Origin of the sequence: Mycobacterium sp. 2-64, assembly GCF_035918375.1 — a bacterium.
Taxonomy (GTDB): Bacteria; Actinomycetota; Actinomycetes; order Mycobacteriales; family Mycobacteriaceae; genus Mycobacterium; species Mycobacterium intracellulare.
In genome coordinates this window covers 967,783-993,926 of record NZ_CP142361.1, presented here as the reverse complement: position 1 = coordinate 993,926, position 26,144 = coordinate 967,783, and the positions used below count along the sequence as shown (strand labels likewise).

Below are 26,144 nucleotides of genomic sequence, written 5' to 3'. Positions count from 1 at the left end.
CGCACCGGCGACCTCGCGCAAACGCAGGCCGCCGCGGACCCTCTACCGGGGCGATCCCGGAATGTGGTCGTGGGTGCTGCATCGCATCAGCGGCGCGACCATTTTCTTTTTCCTGTTCGTGCACGTCCTGGACGCGGCGATGCTGCGGGTCAGCCCGCAGACCTACAACGCGGTGATCCACGACTATCAGATGCCCATCGTCGGCCTGATGGAATACGGCCTGATCGCCGCGGTGCTCTTCCACGGCCTGAACGGGATCCGGGTGATCCTGATCGACTTCTGGTCCGAGGGCCCGCGCTACCAGCGCCTGATGTTCTGGGTCGTCGGCGTCGTGTTCCTGCTGCTGATGGTCCCGGCCGGCGTCGTGACCGTCATCCACATGATGGAGCACTTCCGATGAGCAGCCCCGACCTTCAGCTGACCCGCGGCCAGACGGCGCCGGTCAAACAACGCAGCTACGACCGGCCCGCCAGCCTGGACAATCCCCGCTCGCCGCGGCGCCGGGCCGGCATCCCCAACTTCGAGAAGTTCGCCTGGCTGTTCATGCGGTTCTCGGGCATCGCGCTGTTCGTGCTGGCGATCGGCCACCTGTTCATCATGCTGATGTGGGACAACGGCGTGTACCGCATCGACTTCAACTATGTGGCGCAGCGCTGGGCGTCGCCGTTCTGGCAATTCTGGGACCTCGCGCTGCTGTGGCTTGCGCAGCTGCACGGCGGCAACGGCCTGCGCACGATCATCGACGACTACAGCCGCAAGGACAGCACCCGGTTCTGGCTCAACAGCCTGCTGTTGCTGTCGATGGGGTTCACGTTGGTGCTGGGCACCTACGTGCTGCTGACGTTCGACCCCAACATTCACGCCTGACGGAGGGAGGCTGACCCGTGATCCAGCAACACCGGTACGACGTGGTGATCGTCGGCGCGGGCGGCGCAGGGATGCGCGCCGCGGTGGAAGCGGGTCCCCGGGTGCGCACCGCGGTGCTGACCAAGCTCTACCCCACCCGCAGCCACACCGGCGCCGCCCAGGGCGGCATGTGCGCGGCGCTGGCCAACGTCGAAGAGGACAACTGGGAATGGCACACCTTCGACACCGTCAAGGGCGGCGACTACCTCGCCGACCAGGACGCGGTGGAGATCATGTGCAAGGAAGCCATCGACGCGGTGCTCGACCTGGAAAAGATGGGGATGCCGTTCAACCGCACCCCCGAGGGCCGCATCGACCAGCGCCGGTTCGGCGGACACACCCGCGACCACGGCAAGGCCCCGGTGCGCCGGTCCTGTTACGCCGCCGATCGCACCGGCCACATGATCCTGCAGACGCTGTACCAGAACTGCGTAAAGCACGACGTGCAGTTCTTCAACGAGTTCTACGCGCTGGACCTGGTTTTGACGCAGACGCCGAGCGGGCCGGTGGCCACCGGCGTGGTCGCCTACGAACTGGCCACCGGCGAGATCCACGTCTTCCACGGGAAGGCGATCGTGCTCGCGACCGGCGGTTCGGGCCGCATGTACAAGACCACCTCCAACGCGCACACGCTGACCGGCGACGGCATAGGCATCGTCTTCCGTAAGGGACTTCCCTTGGAGGACATGGAGTTTCACCAATTTCATCCGACCGGCCTGGCCGGTTTGGGCATCCTGATTTCCGAGGCCGTGCGCGGCGAGGGTGGCCGGCTGCTCAACGGCGAGGGTGAGCGGTTCATGGAACGCTACGCACCGACGATCGTCGACCTGGCACCGCGCGACATCGTCGCTCGCTCAATGGTTTTGGAAGTCCTGGAGGGCCGCGGCGCCGGCCCGCACAAGGACTACGTCTACATCGACGTCCGCCACCTCGGCGAGGACGTACTCGAGGCCAAGCTGCCCGACATCACCGAGTTCGCCCGCACCTATCTGGGCGTGGACCCGGTCAAGGAGCTGGTCCCGGTGTACCCGACGTGTCACTACGTGATGGGCGGCATCCCGACCACCGTCACCGGACAGGTGTTGCGGGACAACACCTCGACGGTCCCAGGCCTGTACGCGGCGGGCGAATGCGCGTGCGTGTCGGTGCACGGCGCCAACCGGCTGGGCACCAACTCGCTGCTGGACATCAACGTGTTCGGCCGCCGGGCCGGCATCGCCGCCGCCAATTACGCACGGGGACACGACTTCGTGGACATGCCGCCGGATCCGGCGGCGATGGTCGTCGGCTGGGTGGGCGACATCCTCTCCGAGCACGGCAACGAGCGCGTCGCCGACATCCGCAACGCGTTGCAGCAGTCGATGGACAACAACGCCGCAGTGTTCCGCACCGAGGAGACGCTCAAGCAGGCGCTGACCGACATCCACGCCCTGAAGGAGCGCTATTCGCGAATCACCGTGCACGACAAGGGGAAGCGATTCAACAGCGACCTGCTGGAGGCCATCGAGCTGGGCTTCTTGCTCGAGCTGGCCGAGGTCACCGTGGTCGGCGCGCTGAACCGCAAGGAGTCCCGCGGCGGGCACGCCCGCGAGGACTACCCCAACCGCGACGACGTCAACTACATGCGCCACACCATGGCCTATAAGCAGGGCACCGACCTTTTGAGCGACATCGCGCTGGACTTCAAGCCCGTGGTGCAGACGCGCTACGAACCCAAGGAACGGAAGTACTGATGACGGACGTTGCAGAGCCGCAGGCCGAAAGTCTGGAACCGCCCCTTCCGCCGGTTCCCGACGAGGCGGTGATGGTGACCGTCAAGATCGCCCGGTTCAACCCCGACCAGCCCGATGCCTACGCGGAAACCGGTGGCTGGCAAAGCTTTCGGGTGCCCTGCCTGCCCAGCGACAGGATGCTCAACCTGCTGATCTACATCAAGAGCTACCTGGACGGGACGCTGACCTTCCGGCGCTCCTGCGCGCACGGGGTGTGCGGGTCGGATGCCATGCGGATCAACGGTGTCAATCGGTTGGCCTGCAAGGTGCTGATGCGCGACCTGCTCCCCAAGAAGGCGGGCAAACCGCTGACCATCACGGTCGAGCCGATCCGCGGGCTGCCGGTCGAGAAGGACCTCGTGGTCGACATGGAGCCGTTCTTCGACGCCTACCGCGCGGTCAAGCCGTACCTGATCACCACCGGCAACCCGCCGACGCGCGAACGCATTCAGAGCCCGACCGACCGCGCCCGCTACGACGACACCACCAAGTGCATCCTGTGCGCGGCGTGCACCACCAGCTGCCCGATCTTCTGGCACGAGGGCAGCTACTACGGCCCGGCCGCGATCGTCAACGCCCACCGGTTCATCTTCGACAGCCGCGACGAGGCCGCCGCCGAGCGCCTGGACATCCTCAACGAGGTCGACGGCGTGTGGCGGTGCCGCACCACGTTCAACTGCACCGAGGCCTGCCCGCGCGGCATCCAGATCACCAAGGCGATCCAGGAGGTCAAGCGCGCGATCATGTTCTCGCGCTGACCTGCCGCGTCTGCTCGTCACACATCGCCGGGCTGTCTCGTCTGAGGGGTATGACACAGAAAACCCGCATCGAGCCCCTGCCCCCCAAGCGCGCCGGATTGCTGATCCGGGCCATGTACCGGATAGCCAAGCGTCGCTACGGCCAAGTTCCCGAACCGTTCGCCGTGGCCGCGCATCATCGCAAGCTGATGACCGCGAGCGCCATGCACGAGACGATGGTCGAGCGGGCGTCGAAAACCCTTCCGGCCAGCGTGCGTGAGCTGGCGGTGTTGTGGACCGCGCGCCAGATCGGCTGCTCGTGGTGCGTCGACTTCGGATCGATGCTGCAGCGCCTGGACGGCCTGGACGTGGAGCGGCTCAAGGAGATCGACAACTACGCCACCTCGCCGGCCTATACCGACGACGAGCGCGCCGCCATCGCCTATGCCGACGCGATGACCACCGATCCGCACACCGTCACCGACGAGCAGGTCGACGACCTGCGGGCCCGCTTCGGCGACGCCGGGGTATTCGAGCTGACCTATCAAATTGGGTTGGAGAACATGCGGGCGCGGGTGAACACCGCGCTGGGCATCACCGAGCAAGGCTTCAATTCGGGTGACGCGTGCCGGATTCCCTGGGCTAGCGACGATCGCAAGCGCGGCGTAGCCGGGCGCAGCGGGTCGTCGCCCGTTGGCTAGCGACGATCGCAAGCGCGGCGTAGCCGGGCGCAGCGGGTCGTCGCCCGTTGGCTAGCGACGATCGCAAGCGCGGCGTAGCCGGGCGCAGCGGGTCGTCGCCCGTTGGCTAGCGACGATCGCAAGCGCGGCGTAGCCGGGCGCAGCGGGTCGTCGCCCGTTGGCTAGCAAACCAGGGCGTGGGCTGATCAGCCCTCTTGGGCGAGTTCGATCTCGATGTAGGTGGTCGGAATACTGAGCGCCGCGCTGCCCTTGTCCAGACCGCGCTCGAATAACTTCATCGGCAGGCTCCAGTTCGCCGCAATCACCTTGTACGCGTGGGCGTGTTCGGACTCGGGCAAGATCCTGGCCTTCCCGGCGACCGCTTGCCCTTTTGGCTTGCCGCGAAGACTGCTGGGCACCACTACGACACGCGGATTGTTGTTGATCCGCTTCACCTTTCCGGTGGACGCATCCGTTCGCACGTAGATCTTTCCGTCGGCGACACCGTGGTTGATCGGGCTCGGCATCGCCTCGCCGGAACGCTTGAACGTCACCAACAAGATTTGCCGCGTTTTGTCGAAACCGGTGAAGTCCTTACCTTGCGGGGTCGCAGCGCCGACGTCGAAGGCGCTGCGGTGGCGCATCATGTCCATACCGCGGAACATCAATTTGCCCATCGTTTCGGTGACGCTGCTGCCCATGTGCTCTCTCCAATCTGCGCCTGACTCGACTGACTTACGGCTGCTCGCGCCGCAGCGGAGAGCCGGTGAACTTCTCGGGATTGGCGACATCCCATAAGGCGCAAACCTTTCCGTCGCGCACCGTCATCGCCATGATCCGCGGGCACATCTCGCGGTAGCCGTCGGCAGCGGGGAAGCCGGCGGTGTAGATGCCCAGCTCGCCGTTGACCAGTCCTGCTTGATAGGACGTGTAGAAGGCGGGCCCGTAGCGGTTTGCCAGGCCGAGCATGAACCGGACCACCTTGTCCGGGCCGTGGATGACGTGAACGGCCGTGGGCGCCTTGCCATTTGAATCGCCGGTGAAGATGACGTCCGGGTGCAGCAAGGAGACCACGGCCTCCAGATCGCCGGCGGCCATGGCGGCCAACAACTTTCCCACCACCTCGTTGTGCGATGGGTCGGGTTCGGGCGGTGGCTCGGCCGCGACGGCCTTGCGGGCCCGCGAGGCCAGCTGCCGGGCGGCGGCCTCGCTGGTACCCAGCGCCTCCGCAACCTCCGCGAACGGCACGTCGAACCCGTCGTGCAAGACGAACGCGACCCGCTGGTCAGGCGAGAGGCGCTCCAGCACCACCATCGCCGCGAACCGGGCGTCCTCGCCGGCCACCACCGCGGACAGCGGGTCGGCTTCGGAAGCAGGCGGGCCGAATCCGGTGACGACGGGCTCGGGCAGCCAGTTTCCGGTGTAGGTCTCGCGCCGGTGCGCCGCCGAGCGCAGCCTGTCCAGACCAAGCCGGCTCACCACCGTGGTCAACCACGCCCGCAGGTCGGTGATCTGCGTTCCCTTGTCGGGGTCCTGGCGGTGCCAGCGCAGCCAGGCATCTTGGACGATGTCCTCGGCGTCGGCGACCGTGCCGGTCAGCCGGTAGGCGACCGACATGAGATGCGGTCGCAACGACTCGAATTCGCTGACCTGTTGCGCTGAGGTCATATCGCCGAGCCTAGCCCGGCGACGGCGAGCGCCGAAACGGCGCGAGTGAGGAGCCGGGCAATCCAACCAAGCCCGGCGACGGCGAGCACCGAAACGGCGCGAGTGAGGAGCCGGGCAATCCAACCAAGCCCGGCGACGGCGAGCGCCGAAACGGCGCGAGTGAGGAGCCGGGCAATCCAACCAAGCCCGGCGACGGCGAGCACCGAAACGGCGCGAGTGAGGAGTCGGGCAATCCAACCGAGCCCGAAGCGGGCGCTACGCTCACCACCAATGACCGACAACCTGTGGCTGCACTTCTCCCGGCACGGCCCGGGAATCACGCCGCCGATCATCACCCGCGGTGAGGGCGTCACCATCTTCGACGACCGCGGCAAGAGTTACCTCGACGGCCTATCCGGGCTGTTCACCGTGCAGGTCGGTCACGGCCGCGCCGAGCTCGCCGAGGCCGCCGTCCGGCAGGCGGGCACGCTGGCGTTCTTTCCGCTGTGGGGATACGCCACCCCGACGGCGATCGAGCTCGCCGAGCGCCTCGCCGGCTACACCCCGGGTGACCTCAACCGCGTCTTCTTCACCACCGGCGGCACCGAGGCCGTCGAGACCGCGTGGAAACTGGCCAAGCAGTACTTCAAGCTCACCGGCAAACCCGGTAAGCACAAGGTGATTTCGCGATCGGTCGCCTACCACGGCACCACCCAGGGCGCCCTGGCGATCACCGGGCTGCCCCGGTACAAGGCGCCCTTCGAGCCGGTGACGCCCGGCGGCTTCCGGGTGCCCAACACCAACTTCTATCGGGCACCGGAACCGCTGCGCACCGACCCGAAAGCCTTCGGGCAGTGGGCCGCGGACCGCATCGCCGAGGCCATCGAGTTCGAGGGCCCCGACACCGTGGCGGCGGTATTCCTGGAACCGGTGCAGAACGCCGGTGGCAGCATCCCGCCTCCCCCAGGCTATTTCGAGCGCGTGCGGGAAATCTGCGACGAATACGACGTGCTGCTGGTCTCCGACGAGGTGATCTGCGCGTTCGGCCGCATCGGGTCGATGTTCGCCTGTGACGACTTCGGCTACGTGCCCGACATGATCACCTGCGCCAAGGGAATGACGTCGGGCTACTCACCGATCGGCGCGATGATCGCCAGCGAGCGCCTGTTCGAGCCGTTCAACGACGGCGCGACGATGTTCCCGCACGGCTATACCTTTGGCGGCCACCCGGTTTCGGCGGCCGTCGGGCTGGCCAACCTCGACATCTTCGAGCGCGAGGGGCTCAACGATCACGTCCGGGCCAACGCGCCGGCCTTGCGCGCCACCCTGGAAAAGCTCTACGACCTGCCGATCGTCGGCGACGTGCGCGGCGAGGGGTTTTTCTACGGCGTGGAACTGGTCAAGGAAAAGGCGACCAAGCAGACGTTCAGCGACGATGAGCGCCGGCCGCTGCTGGCGCGGGTGGGCTCGGCACTGTTCGATGCCGGGTTGTATTGCCGCACCGACGACCGTGGCGATTCGGTCATTCAACTGGCGCCGCCGCTGATCAGCGGCCAGGCCGAGTTCGACACCATCGAGGCCATCCTGCGCGAGGTGCTGCACGAGGAGTCGGCGCGGCTCTAGCCGGATGGTGGCGACCCGCTGCGCCCGGCTTCGCCGCGCTTGCGATCGCCACTAGACACTAGCCCGCGCGCCTGACCGCGTCGGCGGCCAGCATCACCTCGCGGGCGTGCGGGGCGCTCGGGTTGCGCCCGAACCGCGAGACGGCATTGCACAACCATGCCAGCGCCGAGCGCAGCTCCGGCTCGGTGGCGGCGTCACGATGCAGCGTGAGTTCCGCCAGCACCTGATCGAGCCCGGAACGCCGCACCTGGGTCGCCTTCTCCACCTGTTTGAGCAGATCCTTCAGCGCGCGCGGGACGACACCGGCCGCGCCGTCGCGCCGGCGCCGCAGCCTGGCCCACAATCGGTCGTCGGGAATGGCGAATCCTCTGAAGTCGGTGCGGGCGGGCGCTTCCCGCGGACCGCGCGCCCAGCGTATCCCGGGGCCGCCGCCCCGGCTGAGTAACTTCCGTCTCATCAGTCACAGCGCGGCTCCCCGAATTCGGGCCCCCGATCGCTTAATGTGCACAGACGATGAGCTTCCTACGTTCGATGTCGTGCCTGGTCGCAGCGGGTTTCGTGGCCTGGGCTCCCGCCACGATTGCCTTGCCACTCGCCAAGGCCGAACCCGGCGCCGAACCCAACGCCGCGCCCGCGAGCTGCCCGTACAAGGTGAACACCCCGCCGGCGGTGGACTCGTCGGAGGTCCCCACGGCCGGGGATCCCCCGATCCCGCTGGCGGTGCCCGCCAAGCCGGTGGGGGGTGACGCCCTGGCCAGTTGCGGCATTGTCGCCGCACCCAACACGCCGCCGCTCCCGGGCGATGTGTCCGCCGAGGCCTGGCTGGTGGCCGACCTGGACAGCGGCGCGGTCATCGCCGCCAAAGACCCGCACGGCCGGCACCGCCCGGCCAGCATCATCAAGGTGTTGGTGGCAATGGCCGCCATCAACACGCTCAACCTGAACAAGTCGGTCGCCGGAACCGCCGACGACGCGGCCGCCGAGGGCACCAAGGTCGGCGTCCAGGAAGGCGGCGTGTTCACCGTCAACCAGCTGCTGCACGGGCTGCTGATGCACTCCGGCAACGACGCCGCCCACGCGCTGGCCATGCAGCTCGGCGGCATGCAGCAAGCGCTGGAGAAGATCAACGTGCTGGCCGCCAAGCTCGGCGGCCAGGACACCCGGGTGGCGACGCCGTCCGGGCTGGACGCGCCCGGCATGAGCACCTCGGCCTACGACATCGGGCTGTTCTATCGCTACGCGTGGCAGAACCCCACGTTCGCCAACATCGTCGCGACCCGGACGTTCGACTTCCCCGGCCACGGCGACCACCCCGGCTACGAGCTGGAGAACGACAACCAGCTGCTCTACAAGTATCCCGGCGCCCTGGGCGGCAAGACCGGCTACACCGACGACGCGGGCCAGACGTTCGTGGGCGCGGCCAACCATGACGGGCGGCGGCTGGTGGCGGTGCTGCTGCACGGGACGCGGCAACCGATCGCGCCGTGGGAACAGGCCGCCCATCTGCTGGACTACGGGTTCGCCACCCCGCAGGGCACGCAGGTCGGCTCGCTGGTCGCTCCCGACCCGTCGCTGGCGCCCGCCAAGAGCGACACCGCCGCCGACCGGCTCGCCAATAACGCTGCGGCCGGCGCGATCATCGGCTCGGCGGACGCCATGCCGGTCCGGGTGGGCGTCGCTGTCATCGGCGCCATCATCGTGTTTAGCTTGATCATGGCCGCACGCTCGATGAACCGCCGACCCCAACACCGCTGAGCGCCGGTGGGCACCGGATCGCGGCGCGGCCTGCTGGTCGGGCTGACCGCCGCCAGCGTGGGCGTCATCTATGGCTATGACCTGTCCATCATCGCCGGTGCGCAGTTGTTCGTCACCGAGGATTTCGGGCTGTCCACGCGGCAACAGGAACTGCTGACGACGATGGTGGTGATCGGCCAGATCATCGGGGCGCTCGGCGCCGGTGTGCTGGCCAACGTGATCGGCCGCAAACGCTCGGTCGTGCTGATCCTGTTCGCCTACGCGGCTTTCGCGCTGCTGGCCGCGTTCTCGGTGTCGCTGACGATGCTGCTGGGGGCGCGCCTGCTCGTCGGGCTGACCATCGGCGTGACGGTCGTGGTCGTCCCGGTGTACGTGGCGGAATCGGCGCCGACGGCGGTGCGTGGCTCGCTGCTGACGGCTTACCAGCTGGCGATCGTCAGCGGGCTCATTGTCGGATACGTGACCGGCTACCTGCTGGCCGGCACGCACAGCTGGCGGTGGATGCTGGGGTTGGCGTGCGTGCCCGCACTGCTGTTGGCGCCGTTGGTGATTCGGATGCCCGATACGGCCCGGTGGTACGTGCTCAAAGGCCGGGTCGACGACGCCCGGCGGGCGCTGCTGCGGGTGGAGCCCGACGCGCGGGTGGACGACGAGCTGGCCGATATCGGCCGGGCGGTCAGCGAAGGTGGCGGCCGGCTCTCCGAGATGCTGCCGGAAATGGTTCGCAGGCCCTATCTTCGGGCGACTGTCTTCGTCGTCGTTCTCGGCTTCCTGATCCAGATCACGGGCATCAACGCGATCATCTACTACAGCCCCCGGATCTTCGAGGCCATGGGCTTCACCGGAAATTTCGCGCTGCTGGGTCTGCCGGCGCTGGTCCAGGTGGCCGGATTGGCCGCCGTCGGCACGGCGCTGCTGCTGGTCGACCGGGTGGGCCGGCGGCCAATCCTGTTGTGCGGCACCGCGATGATGATCGGCGCCGATGTCGTGCTGATGGCCGTGTTCGGCCGTGGGATCGGCGGCGCGGTCGCCGGGTTCGCCGGCGTGTTGCTGTTCATCTTCGGCTACACCATGGGTTTCGGCTCCCTGGGCTGGGTGTACGCCAGCGAAAGCTTCCCGTCCCGGCTGCGCTCCATCGGGTCGAGCACCATGCTGACCTCCAACCTGGTGGCCAACGCCATCATCGCCGCCGTCTTCCTGACCATGCTGCATTCCTTGGGCGGCGCAGGGACTTTCGCGGCGTTCGCCGCGTTCGCGTTGATCGCGTTCGTCTTCGTCTATCGGTATGCGCCGGAGACCAAGGGCCGCCAGCTCGAGGACATCCGCCACTTCTGGGAGAATGGCGGCCGGTGGGACTGATCGCCGCGGGAACCATGGTCGTGGACGGGCGACTCTGCCGACCGGGCTGGCTCGAGACCGCTGGCGGGCGGATCGCGGCCGCCGCGCCCGGGCCGCCGCCGCGCCCGCCCGACCGCGACTACCCCGATTGCACTGTGGTGCCGGGATTTATCGACATGCACGTGCACGGCGGCGGGGGCGCTTCCTACACCGACGCCGACGGCATCGGCGAGGCCGCCGCCTTCCACCTGCGTCACGGCACCACCACGACGCTGGCCAGCCTGGTGACCGCCGCTCCCCCGGAATTGCTCAGTGGGGTGCGCGCGCTCACCGACGCCACCAGGAGTGGCACGATCGCGGGCATCCACCTCGAAGGCCCCTGGCTGAACCGGGCACGGTGCGGGGCCCACGACCACACCCAGATGCGCGACCCGGACCCCGACGAGATCGACGCGCTGCTGACCGCCGCCGGCGACGCGATCAAGATGGTCACCCTGGCGCCGGAGCTGCCCGGTGCCGACGCCGCCATCCGGCGTTTCCTGGACGCGGGAGTCGTTGTGGCGGTGGGCCATACCGACGCGACCTACGAGCAGACCCGCCGCGCCATCGAGCTGGGCGCCACGCTCGGCACGCATCTGTTCAACGCGATGCCGCCGCTGCACCATCGGGAGCCCGGCCCGGCGCTCGCGCTGCTGCGGGACCCACGGGTGACCGTCGAGCTCATCGCCGACGGCGTGCACCTACACCCGGACGTGGCGCGCGCGGTGATCGAGGCCGCCGGCGCGGACCGCGTCGCCGTGATCACCGACGCGATCGCCGCGGCGGGCCGCGCCGACGGCGCGTATCGGCTCGGCGCGGTACGCATCGACGTGGTCTCCGGCGTCGCGCGGGTGCAGGGGACGTCGACCATCGCGGGCAGCACGGCCACCATGGATCGGCTCTTTCGCGCCGTGGCCGGGTTCGGCGCGAACCGCGACGCCGGGCTGGCCGCGGCGGTTCAGGTGACGTCGGCGACCCCGGCGCGCGCGCTCGGGCTCGAACGGGTCGGTAGCCTGCGGCCCGGCTACGACGCCAATCTTGTGGTGCTCGACCGTGATCTGCGGGTGAGCGACGTCATGGTGCGCGGCGACTGGCTCTGAGCGTTAACATCGGAGACGTCAGCACCTGACACCGGACGAGGGGCCCCGTACCCGGCCAGCGACAAGACGGGCGCCGTGGAGGTGCGCAATGGCATGGCTCGTCTTGATCGCGTCGGGCGTCCTGGAGGCGGTGTGGGCGACCGCCCTGAACAAGTCCGACGGCTTCTCCCGGCTCGGCCCTTCGCTGGTCTTCGTTGTCGCACTGGCGCTTTCGATGGCCGGGCTGGCGACCGCGATGCGCACGCTGCCGGTCGGAACCAGTTACGCGGTCTGGGTCGGCGTCGGGGCCGTGCTGACGGTGGGCTACGCGGCGCTGATCGGCGAGGAACCGGCGTCGTTGACCAAGCTGTTGCTGATCGGCGGCATCGTGGCCTGCATCGCGGGCTTGAAGTTGGTCAGCTAGCGGCCACGGCGGGCCAACCCTGCGATCCGCGAAAGTGCCAGCGCCCCAACGGCTCCCAGCCCCATTGCGGTCAGCGTCTGGCGGGTGCTCAGACCTTCGTCCATGTGCACCCGCGGCGCGATGATCGCCGGGGCCGGGGGCTCCACAGGGCGGTCGCGCGGGTCGGTGGATGCCGTCGCCCCCCACGCAGTGCAGAACAACACGAGATAGGCGGTGATGTAAGCGAACACCATCAACCCCAGCACCGGGCCGAACGCCGCGCCCGCGGGGCTGCGCAACACCGTCTTCAAATAGATCGACCCCACCTGCTTGAACACTTCGAAGCCGACGGCCGCGATCAGCCCGGCCCGCATCGAATCGACGAAGCTGACCTTCTCCCGGGGCAGGCGCGCGATCATCCACGTGAACAGCAGCCACGACACCAAGGTCGCGATCAGGATCGAGAAAAGCCAGAACAGCCAATCGAACACCGCGAATTGCGGCACGCCAAGCCATTTCAGCAACGCGGCCATCGGCGCGGCGTGGCCGACGGTGGTCAGCGCGACGGTGGCCAGGATCACCGCGAACGTCCCCACCATCGCCAGCAGATCGGAGAACTTGCTCCGCACGAAGCCCGGCGACTCCACGTGCGAGTCCCACCACATCTCGGTCAGCGCCTGCCGCAGGTGCGATATCCAGCCCAGCCCCGCCCACACCGCGGTGACCAGACCGATGACACCGACCGAAGTCCGGGCGTCGATGGCCGAGTTCATCAACTCCTGCAGCTGATTACCCAGCGTGCCCGACACCTGGGACCGGATGTGGTCGTCGATCGTGCTCAGCAGGTGCGGCCGCCGGGCCAGCACGAAGCCGAACACCGCGAAACCGACCATGAGCAACGGGAACAACGCGAAAATCGTGTAATACGTGAGGCCGGCGGCGAAGAACCCGCCGTTGCGCTCGTCGAAACGCTGGTAGGCGCGGATGACATGGTCGAGCCACCCGTGCCGGGACCGCAGCCGATCAAGAAACCCCTCCTCGGCCGGCTCGCTCATGGTGAAACGTCTTACCTCCGTTGCGGAAGGAACCCAAGCCGATCGTAAACCCGCTGGACCGTCTTCCCGGCGACATCCTGGGCCCGTTCGGCGCCGGCCGCCAAAACGGCCTCCAATTCGGCCAAGTCGGCCGTCAGTTCGTCGACGCGGGCCTTGATCGGGGCGACGAACTCGACCACCGCCTCGGCGGTGTCCTTCTTCAGATCGCCGTAACCCTTTCCGGCATAGCCCTCGACGAGCTTGTCGACGCCGACGCCGCTGACCGCCGACTGGATGGTCAGCAGGTTGGACACGCCGGGCTTGGCGTCGGTGTCGAAGCGGATCTCGCGCTCGCTGTCGGTCACCGCCGACCGAATCTTCTTGGCCGACAACGCCGGATCGTCGAGCAGGTTGATCAGCCCGGCGTCGGTGGCCGCGGATTTGCTCATCTTCGACGTGGGGTCTTGTAGGTCGTAGATCTTCGCGGTCGCCTTGGGGATGAGCACGTCGGGCACCACGAACGTGTCCGGGAATCGGGCGTTGAACCGCTGCGCCACGTCGCGGGCCAGCTCGAGGTGCTGGCGCTGGTCTTCGCCCACCGGCACCAGGTCGGTGTCGTAGGCCAGCACGTCGGCGGCCTGCAGCACCGGATAGGTGAACAAACCCACGGTGGTGGAGTCGGCGCCCTGGCGCAGCGACTTGTCCTTGAACTGCGTCATCCGCGACGCCTGCCCGAAGCCGGTGAAGCAGCCCAGCACCCACGCCAACTGGGAGTGGGCGGGCACGTGGCTCTGCACGAACACGGTGCTGCGCGCCGGGTCGATGCCCAGCGCCAGGTATTGGGCGGCGGTGACCAGGGTCCGTCGCCGCAGCGCCTCGGGATCCTGGGCGACGGTGATGGCATGGAGGTCGACCACGCAGAAGAACGCGTCATGGTCGTCCTGCAGTTCGACCCAGTGGGTGACGGCGCCCAACGCGTTACCCAGGTGAAGCGAATCGGACGTGGGCTGCACGCCGGAGAAAATGCGGCTGGATCCGGTAGCGGTGCTCATGATGCACCGATCTTTTCACGCGCGGCCGCCCCGCCCGGTGTGCGGCCAGCCTCACCCTCGATGCCGAATGTGCGGCGTGCCGGCCGCTCGCGATCGGCCCGCCTTGCGATACCGGCGGTACCGCCTTTAATGTCGGGCTATGCACAACCTCGTCTGCTTGGCTCCTCGCTCGTGAGCCCCGCTCACTCGGCGTCGCACTCGGCCCGTCCCCCGATTCATCTCGGTTCCGGCGAGCCGGTCGTGCTGCTCCACGGGTTTTTGATGTCGCAGACGGTGTGGGATCCGGTGGCGCCGCGGCTGGCCGACACCGGCCGCTACGAGGTCTTCGCCCCGACCATGGCCGGGCACAACGGCGGCCCCTACGCGGGCACCTGGCTGCTGAGCTCGTCGGTGCTGGCCGACCACGTCGAACGCCAGCTCGACCAGCTCGGCTGGGAGAGCGCGCACCTGGTGGGCAACTCGCTGGGCGGCTGGGTGGCCTTCGAGCTCGAGCGACGCGGGCGGGCGCGCAGCGTCACCGGCGTCGGCGCCGCGGGCGGGTGGACGCGCTGGAGCCCGGTCAAATTCGAGGTCATCAGCAAGTTCATCGCCGGGATGCCGATCCTGGGACTGGCCCGGCTGCTGGGCCCGCGCGCGCTGCGGCTGCCGCTGAGCCGCCGCCTGGCCACCCTGCCGCTGAGCGCCACCCCGGAAGGGGTCAGCGACGAGCAACTGCGCGGTGTGGTCGACGACGCCGCGCACTGCCCGGCGTACTTCCAGCTGCTGATCAAGTCGCTGCTGCAGCCCGGCCTGCTGGAGCTGGCGCAGACCGCGGTGCCCGTGCAGCTGGTGCTGTGCGAGAAGGACCGGGTGGTGCCGCCCAGCAGGTTCAGCCGGCATTTCACCGACTTTTTGCCGGAGGGAACGAAGATCACCAAGCTCGACGGCGTCGGGCACGTGCCGATGTTCGAGGCGCCGGAGCGGATCACCGCGGCCATCGCCGACTTCATCGACGAGTGCACCGCGGGCCCGGACCGGCTTTCCGACCGGCACCGGCCGCCGGCTAGCTAGCCAGTTCCTTTTCCAGGTTCTCCGCGATCGAGTCGAGGAATTCCTCGCTCTGCTGCCACTCCTGGTCGGGCCCGATCAGGATGGCGAGGTCCTTGGTCATCTTCCCGCTCTCGACGGTGGAGACGACGACGTTTTCCAGCGTCTGCGCGAACTCGACCACCTCGGGGGTGTCGTCCAGCTTGCCGCGGTGCGCCAGTCCCCGCGTCCAGGCGAAGATCGAGGCGATCGGGTTGGTCGAGGTCGGCTTGCCGGCCTGGTACTGGCGGAAGTGCCGGGTGACGGTGCCGTGCGCGGCCTCGGCCTCGACCGTCTTGCCGTCGGCCGTCATCAGCACCGAGGTCATCAGCCCCAGCGAGCCGTAGCCCTGGGCGATGGCGTCGGATTGCACGTCGCCGTCGTAGTTCTTGCACGCCCACACGTAGCCGCCCTCCCACTTGAGGCAGGCGGCGACCATGTCGTCGATCAGCCGGTGCTCGTAGGTCAGGCCCTCGGCCTCGAACTGCTCCTTGAATTCCTCGTCGTAGATGCGCTGGAACTCGTCTTTGAACATGCCGTCGTAGGCCTTGAGGATGGTGTTCTTGGTGGACAGGTACACCGGCCACTTGGCGTTCAGGCCGTACTTGAACGACGCGCGCGCGAAGTCGCGCACGGAGTCCTTGAAGTTGTACATCCCCATCACCACGCCGCCGTCGTCGGGCAGGGACACCATCTCGTGGACCATCGGCTCGCTGCCGTCGGCCGGGGTGAACGTGATGGCGACGGTGCCGGGCTTGTCGACCTTGAAGTTGGTCGCCCGGTACTGGTCGCCGAACGCGTGGCGGCCGATGACGATCGGTTTGGTCCAGCCCGGAACCAGGCGCGGCACGTTGGAGATGACGATCGGTTCGCGGAAGATGGTGCCGCCCAAGATGTTCCGGATCGTCCCGTTCGGCGAGAGCCACATCTTCTTGAGGTTGAACTCCGAGACGCGAGCCTCGTCGGGGGTGATCGTCGCGCACTTGACGCCCACGCCGTGCTTCTTGATGGCGTAGGCCGCGTCGATCGTCACCTGGTCGTCGGTGCGGTCGCGGTGCTCGATGCCCAGGTCGTAGTAGTCCAGATCGATGTCGAGGTGCGGAAGGATCAGCTGGTCCTTGATCAGCTTCCAGATGACGCGGGTCATCTCGTCGCCGTCGAGCTCGACCACGCGGCCCTTGACCTTGATCTTGGCTTCTTTGGAACCCGGGCTCGACATCGGTGCCTTTCCTGCGGCGTCAGCCTTGTGCGGCGGCCAGCACTTCGTTGAACGTCTTGCTCGGCCGCATCACCGCCGTCGTCTTCTCGCTGTCCGGGTAGTAGTACCCACCGATGTCGACCGACTCACCCTGCACCTCAGCGAGTTCGCCCACGATGGTGTCCTCGTTCTCGGCCAACGAGTCAGCCAGCGCGGCGAAGCGCTCGCGCAAATCCTCGTCGTCGTTTTGCGCGGCGAGTTCCTGGGCCCAGTACAGCGCCAGGTAGAACTGGCTGCCGCGGTTGTCGAGTTCACCGGTCTTGCGCGACGGACTCTTGTTGTTGTCCAACAGCTTTCCGATCGCGGCATCCAGCGTCTTGCCCAAGAGCTTGGCGCGCTCGTTGTCGGTCTTGATGCCGATGTCCTCGAAACACGCTCCCAGAGCCAGGAATTCACCGAGGGAGTCCCAGCGCAGGTGGTTCTCCTCGACGAGCTGGTGGACGTGCTTGGGCGCCGAACCGCCCGCGCCGGTTTCGTACATTCCGCCGCCGGCCATCAACGGCACGATGGACAGCATCTTGGCGCTGGTGCCCAGCTCCAGGATCGGGAACAGGTCGGTGAGGTAGTCGCGCAGGATGTTTCCGGTGGCGGCGATCGTGTCCTGGCCGCGCATCGCGCGCTCCAGCGTGTACCTCATGGCCCACACCTGCGGCATGATGTTGATGTCCAGGCCCTCGGTGTCGTGTTCCTTGAGGTACTCCTTGACCTTCTTGCGCAGCTCGACCTCGTGCGGGCGTTCGGTGTCGAGCCAGAACACCACGGTCATGCCCGAGTTGCGCGCCCGGGTGACGGCCAGCTTGACCCAGTCCCGGATCGCTTCGTCCCGCACGATGGGCATGCGCCAGATGTCGCCGGCCTCCACGTTCTGGGTGAGCAGGACCTCCCCGGTGTCGAGGTCGACGATGTTGGCGACGCCGCCCTCGGGGATCTCGAAGGTCTTGTCATGCGAGCCGTACTCCTCGGCCTGCTGCGCCATCAGCCCGACGTTGGGGACCGTGCCCATCGTCGTCGGATCGAACTGCCCGTGGGTCTTGCAGAAGTTGATGATCTCTTGGTAGATCCGGGAAAAGGTGGACTCGGGGTTGACGGCCTTGGTGTCCTTCTGCCGACCGTCGGCGCCCCACATCTTGCCGCCTGCGCGGATCATCGCCGGCATCGACGCGTCGACGATCACGTCGCTGGGCGAATGAAAGTTGGTGATGCCCTTGGCCGAATCGACCATCGCGAGCTCGGGCCGGTGCTCGTGGCAGGCGTGCAGGTCGCGGATGATCTCCTCGTGCAGCGACGCCGGCAGCGACTCGATCTTGCTGTACAGATCGACCAATCCGTTGTTGACGTCGACGCCGAGTTCGTCGAAGAGCTCCTGGTGCTTGGCGAAGGCCTCCTTGTAGAAGATCTTCACGGCGTGGCCGAAGACGATGGGGTGGGAGACCTTCATCATCGTCGCCTTGACGTGCAGCGAGAACATCACGCCGGTCTCGTAGGCGTCCTGCATCTGCTCCTCGTAGAACTCGACGAGGGCCTTCTTGCTCATGAACATGGAGTCGATGACGTCGGCGTTGCGCAGCGACACCATCGGCTTGAGCACGATCGTCTCGCCGCTTTCGGTCTCCAGCTCCATCTTCACGTTGCGCGCGCGGTCCAGCGTCATCGACTTCTCGCCGTGATAGAAGTCGCCGCCGCGCATGGTCGCGACATGGGTGCGCGACGCCGGCGACCAGGGCGCCATGCTGTGCGGATGCTTGCGCGCATACTCCTTGACGGCCTTGGGTGCGCGTCGGTCCGAGTTGCCTTGCCGCAGTACGGGATTCACGGCGCTGCCCAGGCACTTGGCGTAGCGGTCGCGAATTTCTTTGTCCTCGTCGGTCTTCGGGCTCTGCGGAAAGTCCGGAATCTTGAATCCCTTGCCCTGCAGTTCCTTGACGGCGGCGATCAGCTGGGGCACCGAGGCGCTGATGTTGGGCAGCTTGATGATGTTGGTGTCGGCCAGCTTGGTCAGCCGGCCCAACTCCGCGAGGTTGTCCGGGACCCGCTGCTCTTCGGTCAGGTGTTCGGGGAACTCGGCGAGGATCCGGGCGGCCACGGAGATGTCGCTGGTCTTGATCTCGATGCCCGCGGGTTCGGCGAAGGCACGCACGATCGGCAGGAACGCGTAGGTCGCCAGCAGCGGCGCCTCGTCGGTCAGCGTGTAGATGACGGTCGGCTTTTCGGCGCTCACGGTCCCTCTCCCGGCGTGATTATGGTCAGATCTGTGGGGGGCTCAGCAATCTAACTGCCACGTTATCAAGGGTGTTTGGACAGGTGTCGACCTGCGTCTGCACCGCGACAGTTGGCAGCGGGTCGGCACAGTAAGATAGTCTTCGTATTGGTCATGAGCGCCAGCGACAAGCCCCGGCTTGCTGGCCGGCAACCCTCCAACCGCGGTGGGGTGCCCCGGGTGATGACCAGGTCTAGTAGCCACAGGCTGCGCGGCAAGCGCGGGTCCGCCATAACGGACCCCTGACTAGAGGGGACACGTGATGTGCTTCTGTCCAGCTCCTTGCGATCATCGGCTCGCCTTGGTGGAGCCGCTGATGTGCGCGACCGTGCGCCGCTGCTAGCCGGCCGGCCGTAAGGCCCCGCTGAAGACCCGAGCCCATATTTCAGGAGAAAGCCAACCCACGTGAGTTCCGACAGTTCTTCTTCCAACGGCACCACCAGCGAGAACACCGATCCGACCGCGCATTGGTCGTTCGAGACCAAGCAGGTGCACGCCGGGCAGCAGCCGGACCCGGCCACCAACGCCCGCGCCCTGCCGATCTACCAGACCACCTCGTACGTCTTCGACGACACCACGCACGCCGCCGCCCTGTTCGGGCTGGAGGTGCCGGGCAACATCTACACCCGGATCGGCAACCCGACCACCGACGTCGTCGAGCAGCGCATCGCCGCGCTCGAGGGCGGTGTGGCGGCGCTGTTCCTGAGCTCCGGCCAGGCGGCGGCCACGTTCGCCATCTTGAACATCGCGTGTGCCGGAGATCACATCGTCTCGAGCCCCAGGCTCTACGGCGGGACCTACAACCTGTTTCACTACTCGCTGGCCAAGCTCGGCATCGAGGTCAGCTTCGTGGAGGACCCCGACGATCTGGATTCGTGGCGGGCCGCGGCGCGGCCGAACACCAAGGCGTTCTTCGCCGAGACCATCTCCAATCCGCAGATCGACATCCTGGACATCCCCGGTGTCGGCGGGGTCGCCCACGACACGGGCGTCCCGCTGATCGTCGACAACACGATCGCCACGCCCTACCTGATCCAGCCGCTGAAGCACGGCGCGGACATCGTCGTGCACTCGGCCACCAAGTACCTCGGCGGCCACGGCTCGGCGATCGCCGGGGTCGTCGTCGACGGCGGCACGTTCGACTGGACGCAGGGCCGTTTCCCGGGGTTCACCACCCCGGACCCGAGCTACCACGGGGTGGTGTTCGCCGAGCTCGGTCCGCCGGCCTACGCGCTCAAGGCGCGCGTGCAGCTGCTGCGCGACCTCGGTTCGGCCGCCGCGCCGTTCAACGCGTTCCTGGTCGCCCAGGGCATCGAGACGCTGAGCCTGCGCGTCGAGCGTCACGTCGCCAACGCCCAGCGCGTGGCCGAGTTCTTGTCCGGCCACGACGGCGTGCTCTCGGTGAACTATGCGGGACTGCCCAGCTCGCCCTGGCACGAGCGGGCAAAGAAGCTGGCGCCCAAGGGAACCGGGGCGGTGCTGTCGTTCGAGCTGGCCGGCGGCATCGAGGCCGGCAAGGCCTTCGTGAACGCGCTCAAGTTGCACAGCCACGTCGCCAACATCGGCGACGTGCGTTCCCTGGTGATCCACCCGGCCTCCACGACGCACGCCCAGCTGTCCCCGCAGGAGCAGCTGAGCACCGGGGTCAGCCCGGGCCTGGTGCGGCTGGCGGTCGGCATCGAGGGGATCGACGACATCCTGGCCGACCTGGAGCTCGGCTTCGCCGCGGCGGCCAAATTCGGCGCGACCGCCGGAGCCTCGGGCACCGATCCGCACGCCGTGGCGGCGTTCTGAAGGAGACCGCCCCGATGACGATCCCCGACGCGCCCACCCAAACGCTGCCCGACGAAGGCGAAATCGGCTTTGTCCACATCGGCTCGCTGACCACCGAAAGCGGCGCGGTGATCGACGACGTGCACATCGCCGTGCAGCGCTGGGGCGAGTTGTCGCCCACGCGCGACAACGTGGTGGTGGTGCTGCACGCGCTGACCGGTGACTCGCACGTCACCGGCCCGGCCGGACCAGGACATCCCACCGGCGGCTGGTGGGACGGCATGGTCGGGCCGGGAGCCCCGATCGACACCGACCGGTGGTGCGCGGTGGCCACCAACGTGCTCGGCGGTTGCCGCGGCTCCACCGGGCCCAGCTCGCGGACCCGGGACGGAAAGCCTTGGGGCTCAAGGTTCCCGCGGATTTCGATCCGCGACCAGGTGGAGGCCGACATCGCCGCGCTGGCCGCGCTGGGGATCGACGAGGTCGCCGCGGTGGTCGGTGGATCCATGGGCGGCGCAAGGGCTTTGGAGTGGATGGTCGGTCACCCGGACCGGGTCCGGTCCGGGCTGCTGCTGGCGGTGGGCGCGCGCGCCACCGCCGATCAGATCGGTACCCAGTCCACGCAGATCGCGGTGATCGAGGCCGACCCGAACTGGCAGGGCGGCGACTATCACGACACCGGGCTGGCGCCCGACACCGGGCTGGCGATCGCGCGGCGCTTCGCGCACCTGACCTACCGCGGCGAGGTGGACCTGGACACCCGGTTCGCCAATGACGCGCAGGGCGACGAGGATCCCGCCGCCGGCGGCCGCTACGCGGTGCAGAGCTACCTGGAGTACCAGGGCGACAAGCTGCTCGAGCGCTTCGACGCGGGCAGCTACGTGGTATTGACCGAGGCGCTGAACACTCACGACGTCGGCCGTGGCCGCGGCGGGGTGGCCAAGGCGCTGCGCGGCTGCCCGGTGCCGGCGGTGGTGGGCGGCATCACATCCGACCGGCTCTACCCGCTGCGTCTGCAGGAGGAGTTGGCCGAGCACCTGCCGGGCTGCACCGCTTTGCAGGTGGTCGACTCCCTCTGCGGGCACGACGGCTTCCTGGTGGAATCCGACGCGGTGGGCGAATTGATCCGCAAGACACTGGTTTTGGCCGGCGCGGACAGCAGGGAAGGCACGTCGCAACGGTGACCCGCTCGCGGCACGACCGCTCCTTGTCATTCGGCTCGGCGGCCGCGGCCTATGAGCGTGGCCGCCCGTCCTATCCCCCGGAAGCGATCGACTGGCTGTTGCCGGTCGGCGCGCGCCAGGTGCTCGACCTGGGGGCGGGCACCGGCAAGCTGACGACCCGGCTGGTGGAGCGCGGCCTGGACGTCGTGGCCGTCGATCCGATCCCGGACATGCTGGAGGTGCTGCGGACCTCGCTGCCCGAGACCCGCGCCCTGCTGGGCACGGCCGAAGAGATTCCGTTGGAAGACAACAGCGTTGACGTGGTGCTGGTGGCCCAGGCCTGGCATTGGGTGGACCCCGAGCGCGCGATACCCGAGGTGGCCCGCGTGCTACGGCCGGGCGGGCGGCTGGGCCTGGTGTGGAACACCCGCGACGAACGGCTCGGCTGGGTGCGCGAACTGGGCCGGATCATCGGCAGCGACGGCGACGGCGGCCGCACCCAGGTGCAGCTGCCCGAGCCGTTCACCGACCTCGCGCAGCATCGGGTCGAGTGGACGAGTTACCTTACGCCGCAAGCATTGATCGACCTCGTCGCGTCGCGCAGCTACTGCATCACCTCGCCGACCGAGGTTCGCTCCAGAACGCTCGACGAGGTGCGCCAGTTGCTGGCCACCCATCCGGCCCTGGCGAATGCGACCGGGCTGGCGCTGCCCTATATCACCATGTGCACCCGGGCGACGCTGGCCGGCTGAGCGCCCGCGTAGTGTCTCGTCGCATGGAGCAGCGACTGAGTCTCATCACCCTGGGCGTTGCCGATCTGGACCGCGCCCGCCGCTTCTATGAGCGCCTGGGCTGGCACGGTCAAGTGGTGCAGGAGACCGTCTTCTTTCAGGCGGGCGGCATCGCGGTGAGTCTGTGGGCGCGAGAGAAGCTTTCGGCCGATCTCGGCATCGCCGATCAAGGCGATGACGGTTTCGGCGGCATCGCCTTGGCTCACAACGTGCGGTCGCGCGCCGAAGTGGACGAGATCCTGGCCGCGGCAACAGATGCCGGAGCCACCATCACCCGCGCCGCTGCCGAAACGTTCTACGGCGGGTATGCGGGCGCGTTCCGCGATCCCGATGGTCACGCATGGGAGATCGCCCACAACCCCGGGTTCGCGCTAGCCGACGACGGCGCGATCACAGTGCCCGACTTCTCGGAAGCCTGATCCGTCGTTCAAGTACCCCAGCCCGGTTACCACCCGTCATCGTCGTCGTCACGCAGTAGTTTCTCCGGATGGTGGAAGGTGTTGGTGCGTGGCCGATTACGCTCGAGGTGGGGTGGTGGTTTCCATTCGGTCTCGCCCTTGGCGTTCTTGCGGGTGGTCCAGCCGCCGGGGTCGAGCATGCGGTGATGCGGGCCGCAGGCGAAGGTGAGGTCGTTGATGTCGGTGCTGTGGCAGGTGGCGTAGTCGGTGGTGTGGTGGACTTCGCAGTAATAGCCCGACACGGTGCAGCCCGGGGCGGTGCAGCCGCGGTCCTTCGCATACAACACAATTCGCTGCCCCGGGGAGGCCAGCCGCTTGGTGTGATACAACGCCAGGGCCTTGCCCTTATCGAAAATCGCCAAGTAGTGATGCGCGTGGCGGCCCAGGCGGATCACCTCACTCATCGGCAGGATGGTGCCCCACCGGTCAGGGCCCGCCCGGCGGCGGCCTCCAACTCGGCCAGGGTAGTGGTGACGATGATCGAGGCCGGTAACCCGTTGTGCTGACCCAACTCCCCGGAGGCCAACAGCCCACGCAGCCCGGCCAGCAGGGCGTCGTGGCCGCGCTGAGCAGCCGAGCGGGTATCACGATCGATGGCCTCTTGGCTGGGCGTCCCCTCCACGCACGGGATGTCGTCGAGAGGGTTGCACATGCCCGGCGCACCGAGTTTGGCTTCCACGGCCTCCAGCGTGGCGCGTAGTTCGGGGGTGATCAGGCCCCGCAGCTCCGACATGCCGTCGGCTTGTTGGTTGCCCAGGGTCACCCCGCGGCTACGGGCGCGGTCCTCGTCGGTGAACGTGCCATCGGGGTTAAGCGCATCGGTGAGCCCGCGGGCCAATTCTTTGAGGTGTTCGGGACCGAACTGGGTGCCGAACCCGGCCAGTTGGGCTTCGGCGAACTCACGGGCCGCAGCGCTCACCCAGCCGGGAAGTTGGTGGTAGAACTTGCGGATCACGGCCACCTGACCCGCGCCCAGGTCTCCGGCGCGCTGGGCGGCGGCCGTCGCGGCCAAGGCGGGCGGCAAGGGTTCACCGGTCAGTCCATGGCGGGGTCCCAGGTCGCGGGCTTCCTGGATACGCCGAGACGCTTCGTGACGGCTGATCAGGGTGCGTTCCGTCAAAGCATGGGACAAGCCGCCGCCCAGATCCTGGGACGGGACTTGGCGGGCCAGCGAATTGAGCAGCGGATACTCGATGACCGGAATGCGCCGGCGCAGCCTCTCACAGCGCTCCAACACCGCCAGCTGCTGCTGCACGGTCAACGCGTCGAGCACCAACGCACACGCGCGGTCCACCTCAGCATCGAGCGCGTCGAACACCGCGTCGACATCGGGCAGACCAGTGGAACTCACACCGCCAAACTATCGACACACACCGACAAAAATCGGCTCTGAGGCCGCCCTAGATTCACACTCGCGCAATTGGTTTCGAAAAATCCCATCCCGAGAACAAGGCCGATCCTCCGGCTGCTCAATAAGCCACATCGCGAACACAACGACCTCACGAAACGCTTATTGTGCGAACCTTTACCCCACCGTTTCGTAAACGTGACAGTGATAGATCAGAGTTCGTAGGCGTGATTCGAGTGCCGTCGGTGCACTCCATGCGGACGGGGAGGCTGGCGTGAAGGCACTTGCACGAACTCATCAATGGATCTGGGTCTTGCGCCAACAGCCCCTCACCATTCGCCTGCTCGCCGCGGCCGCCGGCCTGCTCACCGTGGCCTCGGCCTTTGCGGCGCCGGCCGAAGCGGAGGGCAACGGCGACGACTTCATCGACGCGCTCAATCACGCCGGCATCGACTTCGGCGAACCCGGAAACGCGATGGCCGTAGGCGAGTCGATCTGCCCGATGCTCGCGCAGCCGGGCGGCAGCTTCGCCGGGGCAGCGTCCAGCATCTCCGGCCGTGGCATGTCCCCGCAGATGGCGAGCATGTTCACCACGATCGCGATCCAGACGTACTGCCCCCAGGAGATGGCGAACATCGCCAGCGGCAACCTGTCCGGCGCCATGCCGCAGGTTCCGGGAATGCCCGGCCAGATCCCGGGAATGGGGGGCCAGATCCCGGGCATGGGGGGCCAGATCCCGGGCATGGGTGGCCAGGTCCCCGGAATGACGGGCCAAATCCCGGGCATGGCCGGCCAGATGCCGGGACAGATTCCGGCGCTGCCGAGTTACTAGACGGTGCCCAGCGGGTCGATCGTCCAGGCGATGTAATCCATCGCCGCCCCGACCGCCGCGGTGGTGATGAAGTCGATTCCCTTGCCGCGCACCACCAATAGGCCGGCCCGCTCCTCGGATAGCACCAATCGCAGCAGCGCGGCCACGCCCACACCGATGCCGATCAACAGCGAGCCCCGCCGCCAGAAGTTGGCTCCCACCAATACCAGTGCCGCGGCAAAGATCAAGCCCACCAACAGAATCGGCCACTGGGCTCGCAGCACGGTCCGCGCGGTCATTCCCGTTCGGCCAGCTCGACGACGTTGGTCAGCAGGAACGCCCGGGTCAAGGGGCCCACGCCGCCCGGGTTGGGCGATACGTGCCCGGCCACGTCCCACACGTCGGGATGCACGTCGCCGACGAGTCCGTCGTCGGTCCGGCTCACCCCGACGTCGAGCACCGCGGCGCCGGGACGCACCATGTCGGCGGTCAGCAGGTGCGGGACCCCGACGGCGGCCACGATGATGTCGGCCTGTTTGGTCAACGCCTGCAGGTCGCGAGTTCCGGTGTGGCACAACGTCACCGTCGCGTTCTCCGAACGGCGGGTCAGCAGCAGCCCCAACGGGCGACCGACAGTCACACCGCGGCCGATGACGACCACGTGCGCCCCGGCGATCTCGACGTCGTAGCGGCGCAGCAGGTGCACGATGCCGCGCGGCGTGCACGGCAGCGGGGCAGGGTTGTTGAGCACCAGCCGGCCCAGATTGGTCGGGTGCAGCCCGTCGGCGTCCTTGTTCGGGTCGACGCGCTCCAGCGCCGCGTTCTCGTCCAGGTGCTTGGGCAGCGGCAACTGCACGATGTAGCCGGTGCAGTCGGGGTTAGCGTTGAGCTCGTCGATGGTCTCGTTGAGCGTGGCGGTGCTGATGTCGGCGGGCAGGTCGCGGCGGATCGAGGTGATCCCGACCTTGGCGCAGTCGGCGTGTTTACCCCGCACGTACGCCTGGGAGCCCGGGTCGTCGCCCACCAGGATGGTGCCCAAACCGGGGGTGCGTCCCGATGCGGTCAATACGGCCACGCGCTGCTTGAGGTCGACGAAGATCTCGTCCCGGGTGGCCTTGCCGTCCAGCGTGATTGCTCCCACGCTGACAGTCTGGC

24 protein-coding genes, 2 pseudogenes and 2 riboswitches are annotated in these 26,144 nt (G+C 67.7%); of the genes and pseudogenes, 16 read left to right on the top strand and 10 right to left on the bottom strand.

The annotated features are described in order from the left end of the window. Positions 1 to 61 precede the first annotated feature (61 nt). The 5 genes and pseudogenes from sdhC to QGN31_RS04745 form a co-directional block, all read left to right on the top strand. Complete coding sequence (gene sdhC / locus QGN31_RS04765) at positions 62 to 400, top strand: succinate dehydrogenase, cytochrome b556 subunit (protein ID WP_014385723.1); 339 nt, start codon at positions 62 to 64, stop codon at positions 398 to 400. After that, entirely contained in the window at positions 397 to 867 is a 471-nt protein-coding gene (locus tag QGN31_RS04760) for a succinate dehydrogenase hydrophobic membrane anchor subunit (RefSeq protein WP_009954090.1), read from the top strand. Before sdhC ends, QGN31_RS04760 begins: the two co-directional genes overlap by 4 nt. 17 nt (positions 868 to 884) lie before the next feature. Beyond that, complete coding sequence (gene sdhA / locus QGN31_RS04755; protein WP_008260011.1) at positions 885 to 2,639, top strand: succinate dehydrogenase flavoprotein subunit; 1,755 nt, start codon at positions 885 to 887, stop codon at positions 2,637 to 2,639. Beyond that, a complete protein-coding gene (locus QGN31_RS04750) occupies positions 2,639 to 3,436 on the top strand; it encodes a succinate dehydrogenase iron-sulfur subunit (protein WP_009954091.1) in 798 nt (265 codons plus the stop codon). Before sdhA ends, QGN31_RS04750 begins: the two co-directional genes overlap by 1 nt. Positions 3,437 to 3,447: 11 nt before the next feature. Next, positions 3,448 to 4,116, top strand: a pseudogene (locus tag QGN31_RS04745) (carboxymuconolactone decarboxylase family protein); the annotation flags it as partial. A gap of 185 nt (positions 4,117 to 4,301) precedes the next feature. On the opposite strand, the gene QGN31_RS04740 reads toward QGN31_RS04745, so the two are convergent. Together QGN31_RS04740 and QGN31_RS04735 are read right to left on the bottom strand one after the other, a co-directional pair. Further along, a complete protein-coding gene (locus QGN31_RS04740; protein WP_014942846.1) occupies positions 4,302 to 4,796 on the bottom strand; it encodes a PPOX class F420-dependent oxidoreductase in 495 nt (164 codons plus the stop codon). 34 nt (positions 4,797 to 4,830) lie between these two features. Next, positions 4,831 to 5,763: a sigma-70 family RNA polymerase sigma factor gene (locus tag QGN31_RS04735; protein WP_008260015.1), complete on the bottom strand. Its 933-nt coding sequence runs from the start codon at positions 5,761 to 5,763 to the stop codon at positions 4,831 to 4,833. 270 nt (positions 5,764 to 6,033) lie between these two features. Here QGN31_RS04735 and QGN31_RS04730 point away from each other — a divergent pair, with 270 nt between their 5' ends. Further along, complete coding sequence (locus QGN31_RS04730) at positions 6,034 to 7,365, top strand: aspartate aminotransferase family protein (protein WP_014385725.1); 1,332 nt, start codon at positions 6,034 to 6,036, stop codon at positions 7,363 to 7,365. Between the two features lie 58 nt (positions 7,366 to 7,423). On the opposite strand, the gene QGN31_RS04725 is transcribed toward QGN31_RS04730, so the two are convergent. Continuing rightward, the gene (locus QGN31_RS04725) at positions 7,424 to 7,708 is read right to left on the bottom strand and encodes a hypothetical protein (RefSeq protein WP_014385726.1); all 285 of its coding nucleotides are present in this window, start codon (positions 7,706 to 7,708) and stop codon (positions 7,424 to 7,426) included. A gap of 170 nt (positions 7,709 to 7,878) precedes the next feature. On the opposite strand from QGN31_RS04725, the gene QGN31_RS04720 reads away from it, so the two are divergent. From QGN31_RS04720 to QGN31_RS04705, 4 genes are all read left to right on the top strand, one after another. Continuing rightward, complete coding sequence (locus tag QGN31_RS04720) at positions 7,879 to 9,120, top strand: D-alanyl-D-alanine carboxypeptidase family protein (protein WP_014942847.1); 1,242 nt, start codon at positions 7,879 to 7,881, stop codon at positions 9,118 to 9,120. A gap of 6 nt (positions 9,121 to 9,126) precedes the next feature. Beyond that, a complete protein-coding gene (locus QGN31_RS04715; RefSeq protein WP_009954102.1) occupies positions 9,127 to 10,479 on the top strand; it encodes a sugar porter family MFS transporter in 1,353 nt (450 codons plus the stop codon). 14 nt (positions 10,480 to 10,493) lie between these two features. After that, positions 10,494 to 11,597: an N-acetylglucosamine-6-phosphate deacetylase gene (gene nagA, locus QGN31_RS04710; RefSeq protein ID WP_373307967.1), complete on the top strand. Its 1,104-nt coding sequence runs from the start codon at positions 10,494 to 10,496 to the stop codon at positions 11,595 to 11,597. 12 nt (positions 11,598 to 11,609) lie between these two features. After that, positions 11,610 to 11,672: riboswitch (guanidine-III (ykkC-III) riboswitch) on the top strand. Between the two features lie 13 nt (positions 11,673 to 11,685). Then, positions 11,686 to 12,000, top strand: coding sequence for a DMT family transporter (locus tag QGN31_RS04705; protein WP_008260036.1), 315 nt, complete (start codon positions 11,686 to 11,688; stop codon positions 11,998 to 12,000). Here QGN31_RS04705 and yhjD read toward each other — a convergent pair. Together yhjD and trpS are read right to left on the bottom strand one after the other, a co-directional pair. After that, a complete protein-coding gene (gene yhjD, locus QGN31_RS04700) occupies positions 11,997 to 13,034 on the bottom strand; it encodes an inner membrane protein YhjD (protein WP_009954105.1) in 1,038 nt (345 codons plus the stop codon). The two genes, QGN31_RS04705 and yhjD, sit on opposite strands and share 4 nt — an antisense overlap. 11 nt (positions 13,035 to 13,045) lie before the next feature. Continuing rightward, positions 13,046 to 14,065 (bottom strand): tryptophan--tRNA ligase, encoded by a 1,020-nt coding sequence (gene trpS, locus QGN31_RS04695; RefSeq protein ID WP_014381028.1) that lies wholly within the window; start codon positions 14,063 to 14,065, stop codon positions 13,046 to 13,048. 240 nt (positions 14,066 to 14,305) lie between these two features. On the opposite strand from trpS, the gene QGN31_RS04690 reads away from it, so the two are divergent. Continuing rightward, positions 14,306 to 15,115: an alpha/beta fold hydrolase gene (locus QGN31_RS04690; RefSeq protein ID WP_014383222.1), complete on the top strand. Its 810-nt coding sequence runs from the start codon at positions 14,306 to 14,308 to the stop codon at positions 15,113 to 15,115. Here the strand turns inward: QGN31_RS04690 and QGN31_RS04685 are convergent. Both QGN31_RS04685 and QGN31_RS04680 read right to left on the bottom strand, forming a co-directional pair. Then, the gene (locus QGN31_RS04685) at positions 15,108 to 16,349 is read right to left on the bottom strand and encodes an NADP-dependent isocitrate dehydrogenase (RefSeq protein ID WP_009954109.1); all 1,242 of its coding nucleotides are present in this window, start codon (positions 16,347 to 16,349) and stop codon (positions 15,108 to 15,110) included. The genes QGN31_RS04690 and QGN31_RS04685 overlap by 8 nt on opposite strands. A 19-nt stretch (positions 16,350 to 16,368) precedes the next feature. Next, positions 16,369 to 18,606, bottom strand: coding sequence for an NADP-dependent isocitrate dehydrogenase (locus tag QGN31_RS04680; protein ID WP_009954111.1), 2,238 nt, complete (start codon positions 18,604 to 18,606; stop codon positions 16,369 to 16,371). A gap of 149 nt (positions 18,607 to 18,755) precedes the next feature. Beyond that, positions 18,756 to 18,872: riboswitch (SAM riboswitch) on the top strand. Between the two features lie 178 nt (positions 18,873 to 19,050). On the opposite strand from QGN31_RS04680, the gene QGN31_RS04675 reads away from it, so the two are divergent. From QGN31_RS04675 to QGN31_RS04660, 4 genes are read left to right on the top strand one after another with little or no spacing between them, the layout of a single operon-like run. After that, entirely contained in the window at positions 19,051 to 20,439 is a 1,389-nt protein-coding gene (locus QGN31_RS04675) for a bifunctional o-acetylhomoserine/o-acetylserine sulfhydrylase (protein ID WP_014385729.1), read from the top strand. Between the two features lie 14 nt (positions 20,440 to 20,453). After that, positions 20,454 to 21,602, top strand: coding sequence for a homoserine O-acetyltransferase MetX (metX, locus tag QGN31_RS04670; protein ID WP_009954114.1), 1,149 nt, complete (start codon positions 20,454 to 20,456; stop codon positions 21,600 to 21,602). Continuing rightward, on the top strand, positions 21,599 to 22,333 hold the full coding sequence (locus tag QGN31_RS04665; RefSeq protein ID WP_009954115.1) for a class I SAM-dependent methyltransferase: 735 nt from the start codon (positions 21,599 to 21,601) through the stop codon (positions 22,331 to 22,333). Before metX ends, QGN31_RS04665 begins: the two co-directional genes overlap by 4 nt. Before the next feature lie 23 nt (positions 22,334 to 22,356). After that, a complete protein-coding gene (locus QGN31_RS04660; protein WP_014385730.1) occupies positions 22,357 to 22,791 on the top strand; it encodes a VOC family protein in 435 nt (144 codons plus the stop codon). Between the two features lie 26 nt (positions 22,792 to 22,817). Here the strand turns inward: QGN31_RS04660 and QGN31_RS04655 are convergent. Continuing rightward, positions 22,818 to 24,067: pseudogene (locus QGN31_RS04655) on the bottom strand (HNH endonuclease signature motif containing protein). A 385-nt stretch (positions 24,068 to 24,452) separates the two neighbouring features. Between QGN31_RS04655 and QGN31_RS04650 the strand changes: the two are divergent. After that, on the top strand, positions 24,453 to 25,010 hold the full coding sequence (locus tag QGN31_RS04650) for a DUF732 domain-containing protein (RefSeq protein WP_014942848.1): 558 nt from the start codon (positions 24,453 to 24,455) through the stop codon (positions 25,008 to 25,010). On the opposite strand, the gene QGN31_RS04645 is transcribed toward QGN31_RS04650, so the two are convergent. Both QGN31_RS04645 and QGN31_RS04640 read right to left on the bottom strand, forming a co-directional pair. Then, positions 25,007 to 25,288 (bottom strand): DUF3017 domain-containing protein, encoded by a 282-nt coding sequence (locus tag QGN31_RS04645; RefSeq protein WP_008260053.1) that lies wholly within the window; start codon positions 25,286 to 25,288, stop codon positions 25,007 to 25,009. The genes QGN31_RS04650 and QGN31_RS04645 overlap by 4 nt on opposite strands. Beyond that, positions 25,285 to 26,130, bottom strand: a complete 846-nt coding sequence (locus tag QGN31_RS04640; RefSeq protein ID WP_014385733.1) for a bifunctional methylenetetrahydrofolate dehydrogenase/methenyltetrahydrofolate cyclohydrolase — start codon at positions 26,128 to 26,130, stop codon at positions 25,285 to 25,287. Before QGN31_RS04640 ends, QGN31_RS04645 begins: the two co-directional genes overlap by 4 nt. Positions 26,131 to 26,144: the final 14 nt, after the last annotated feature.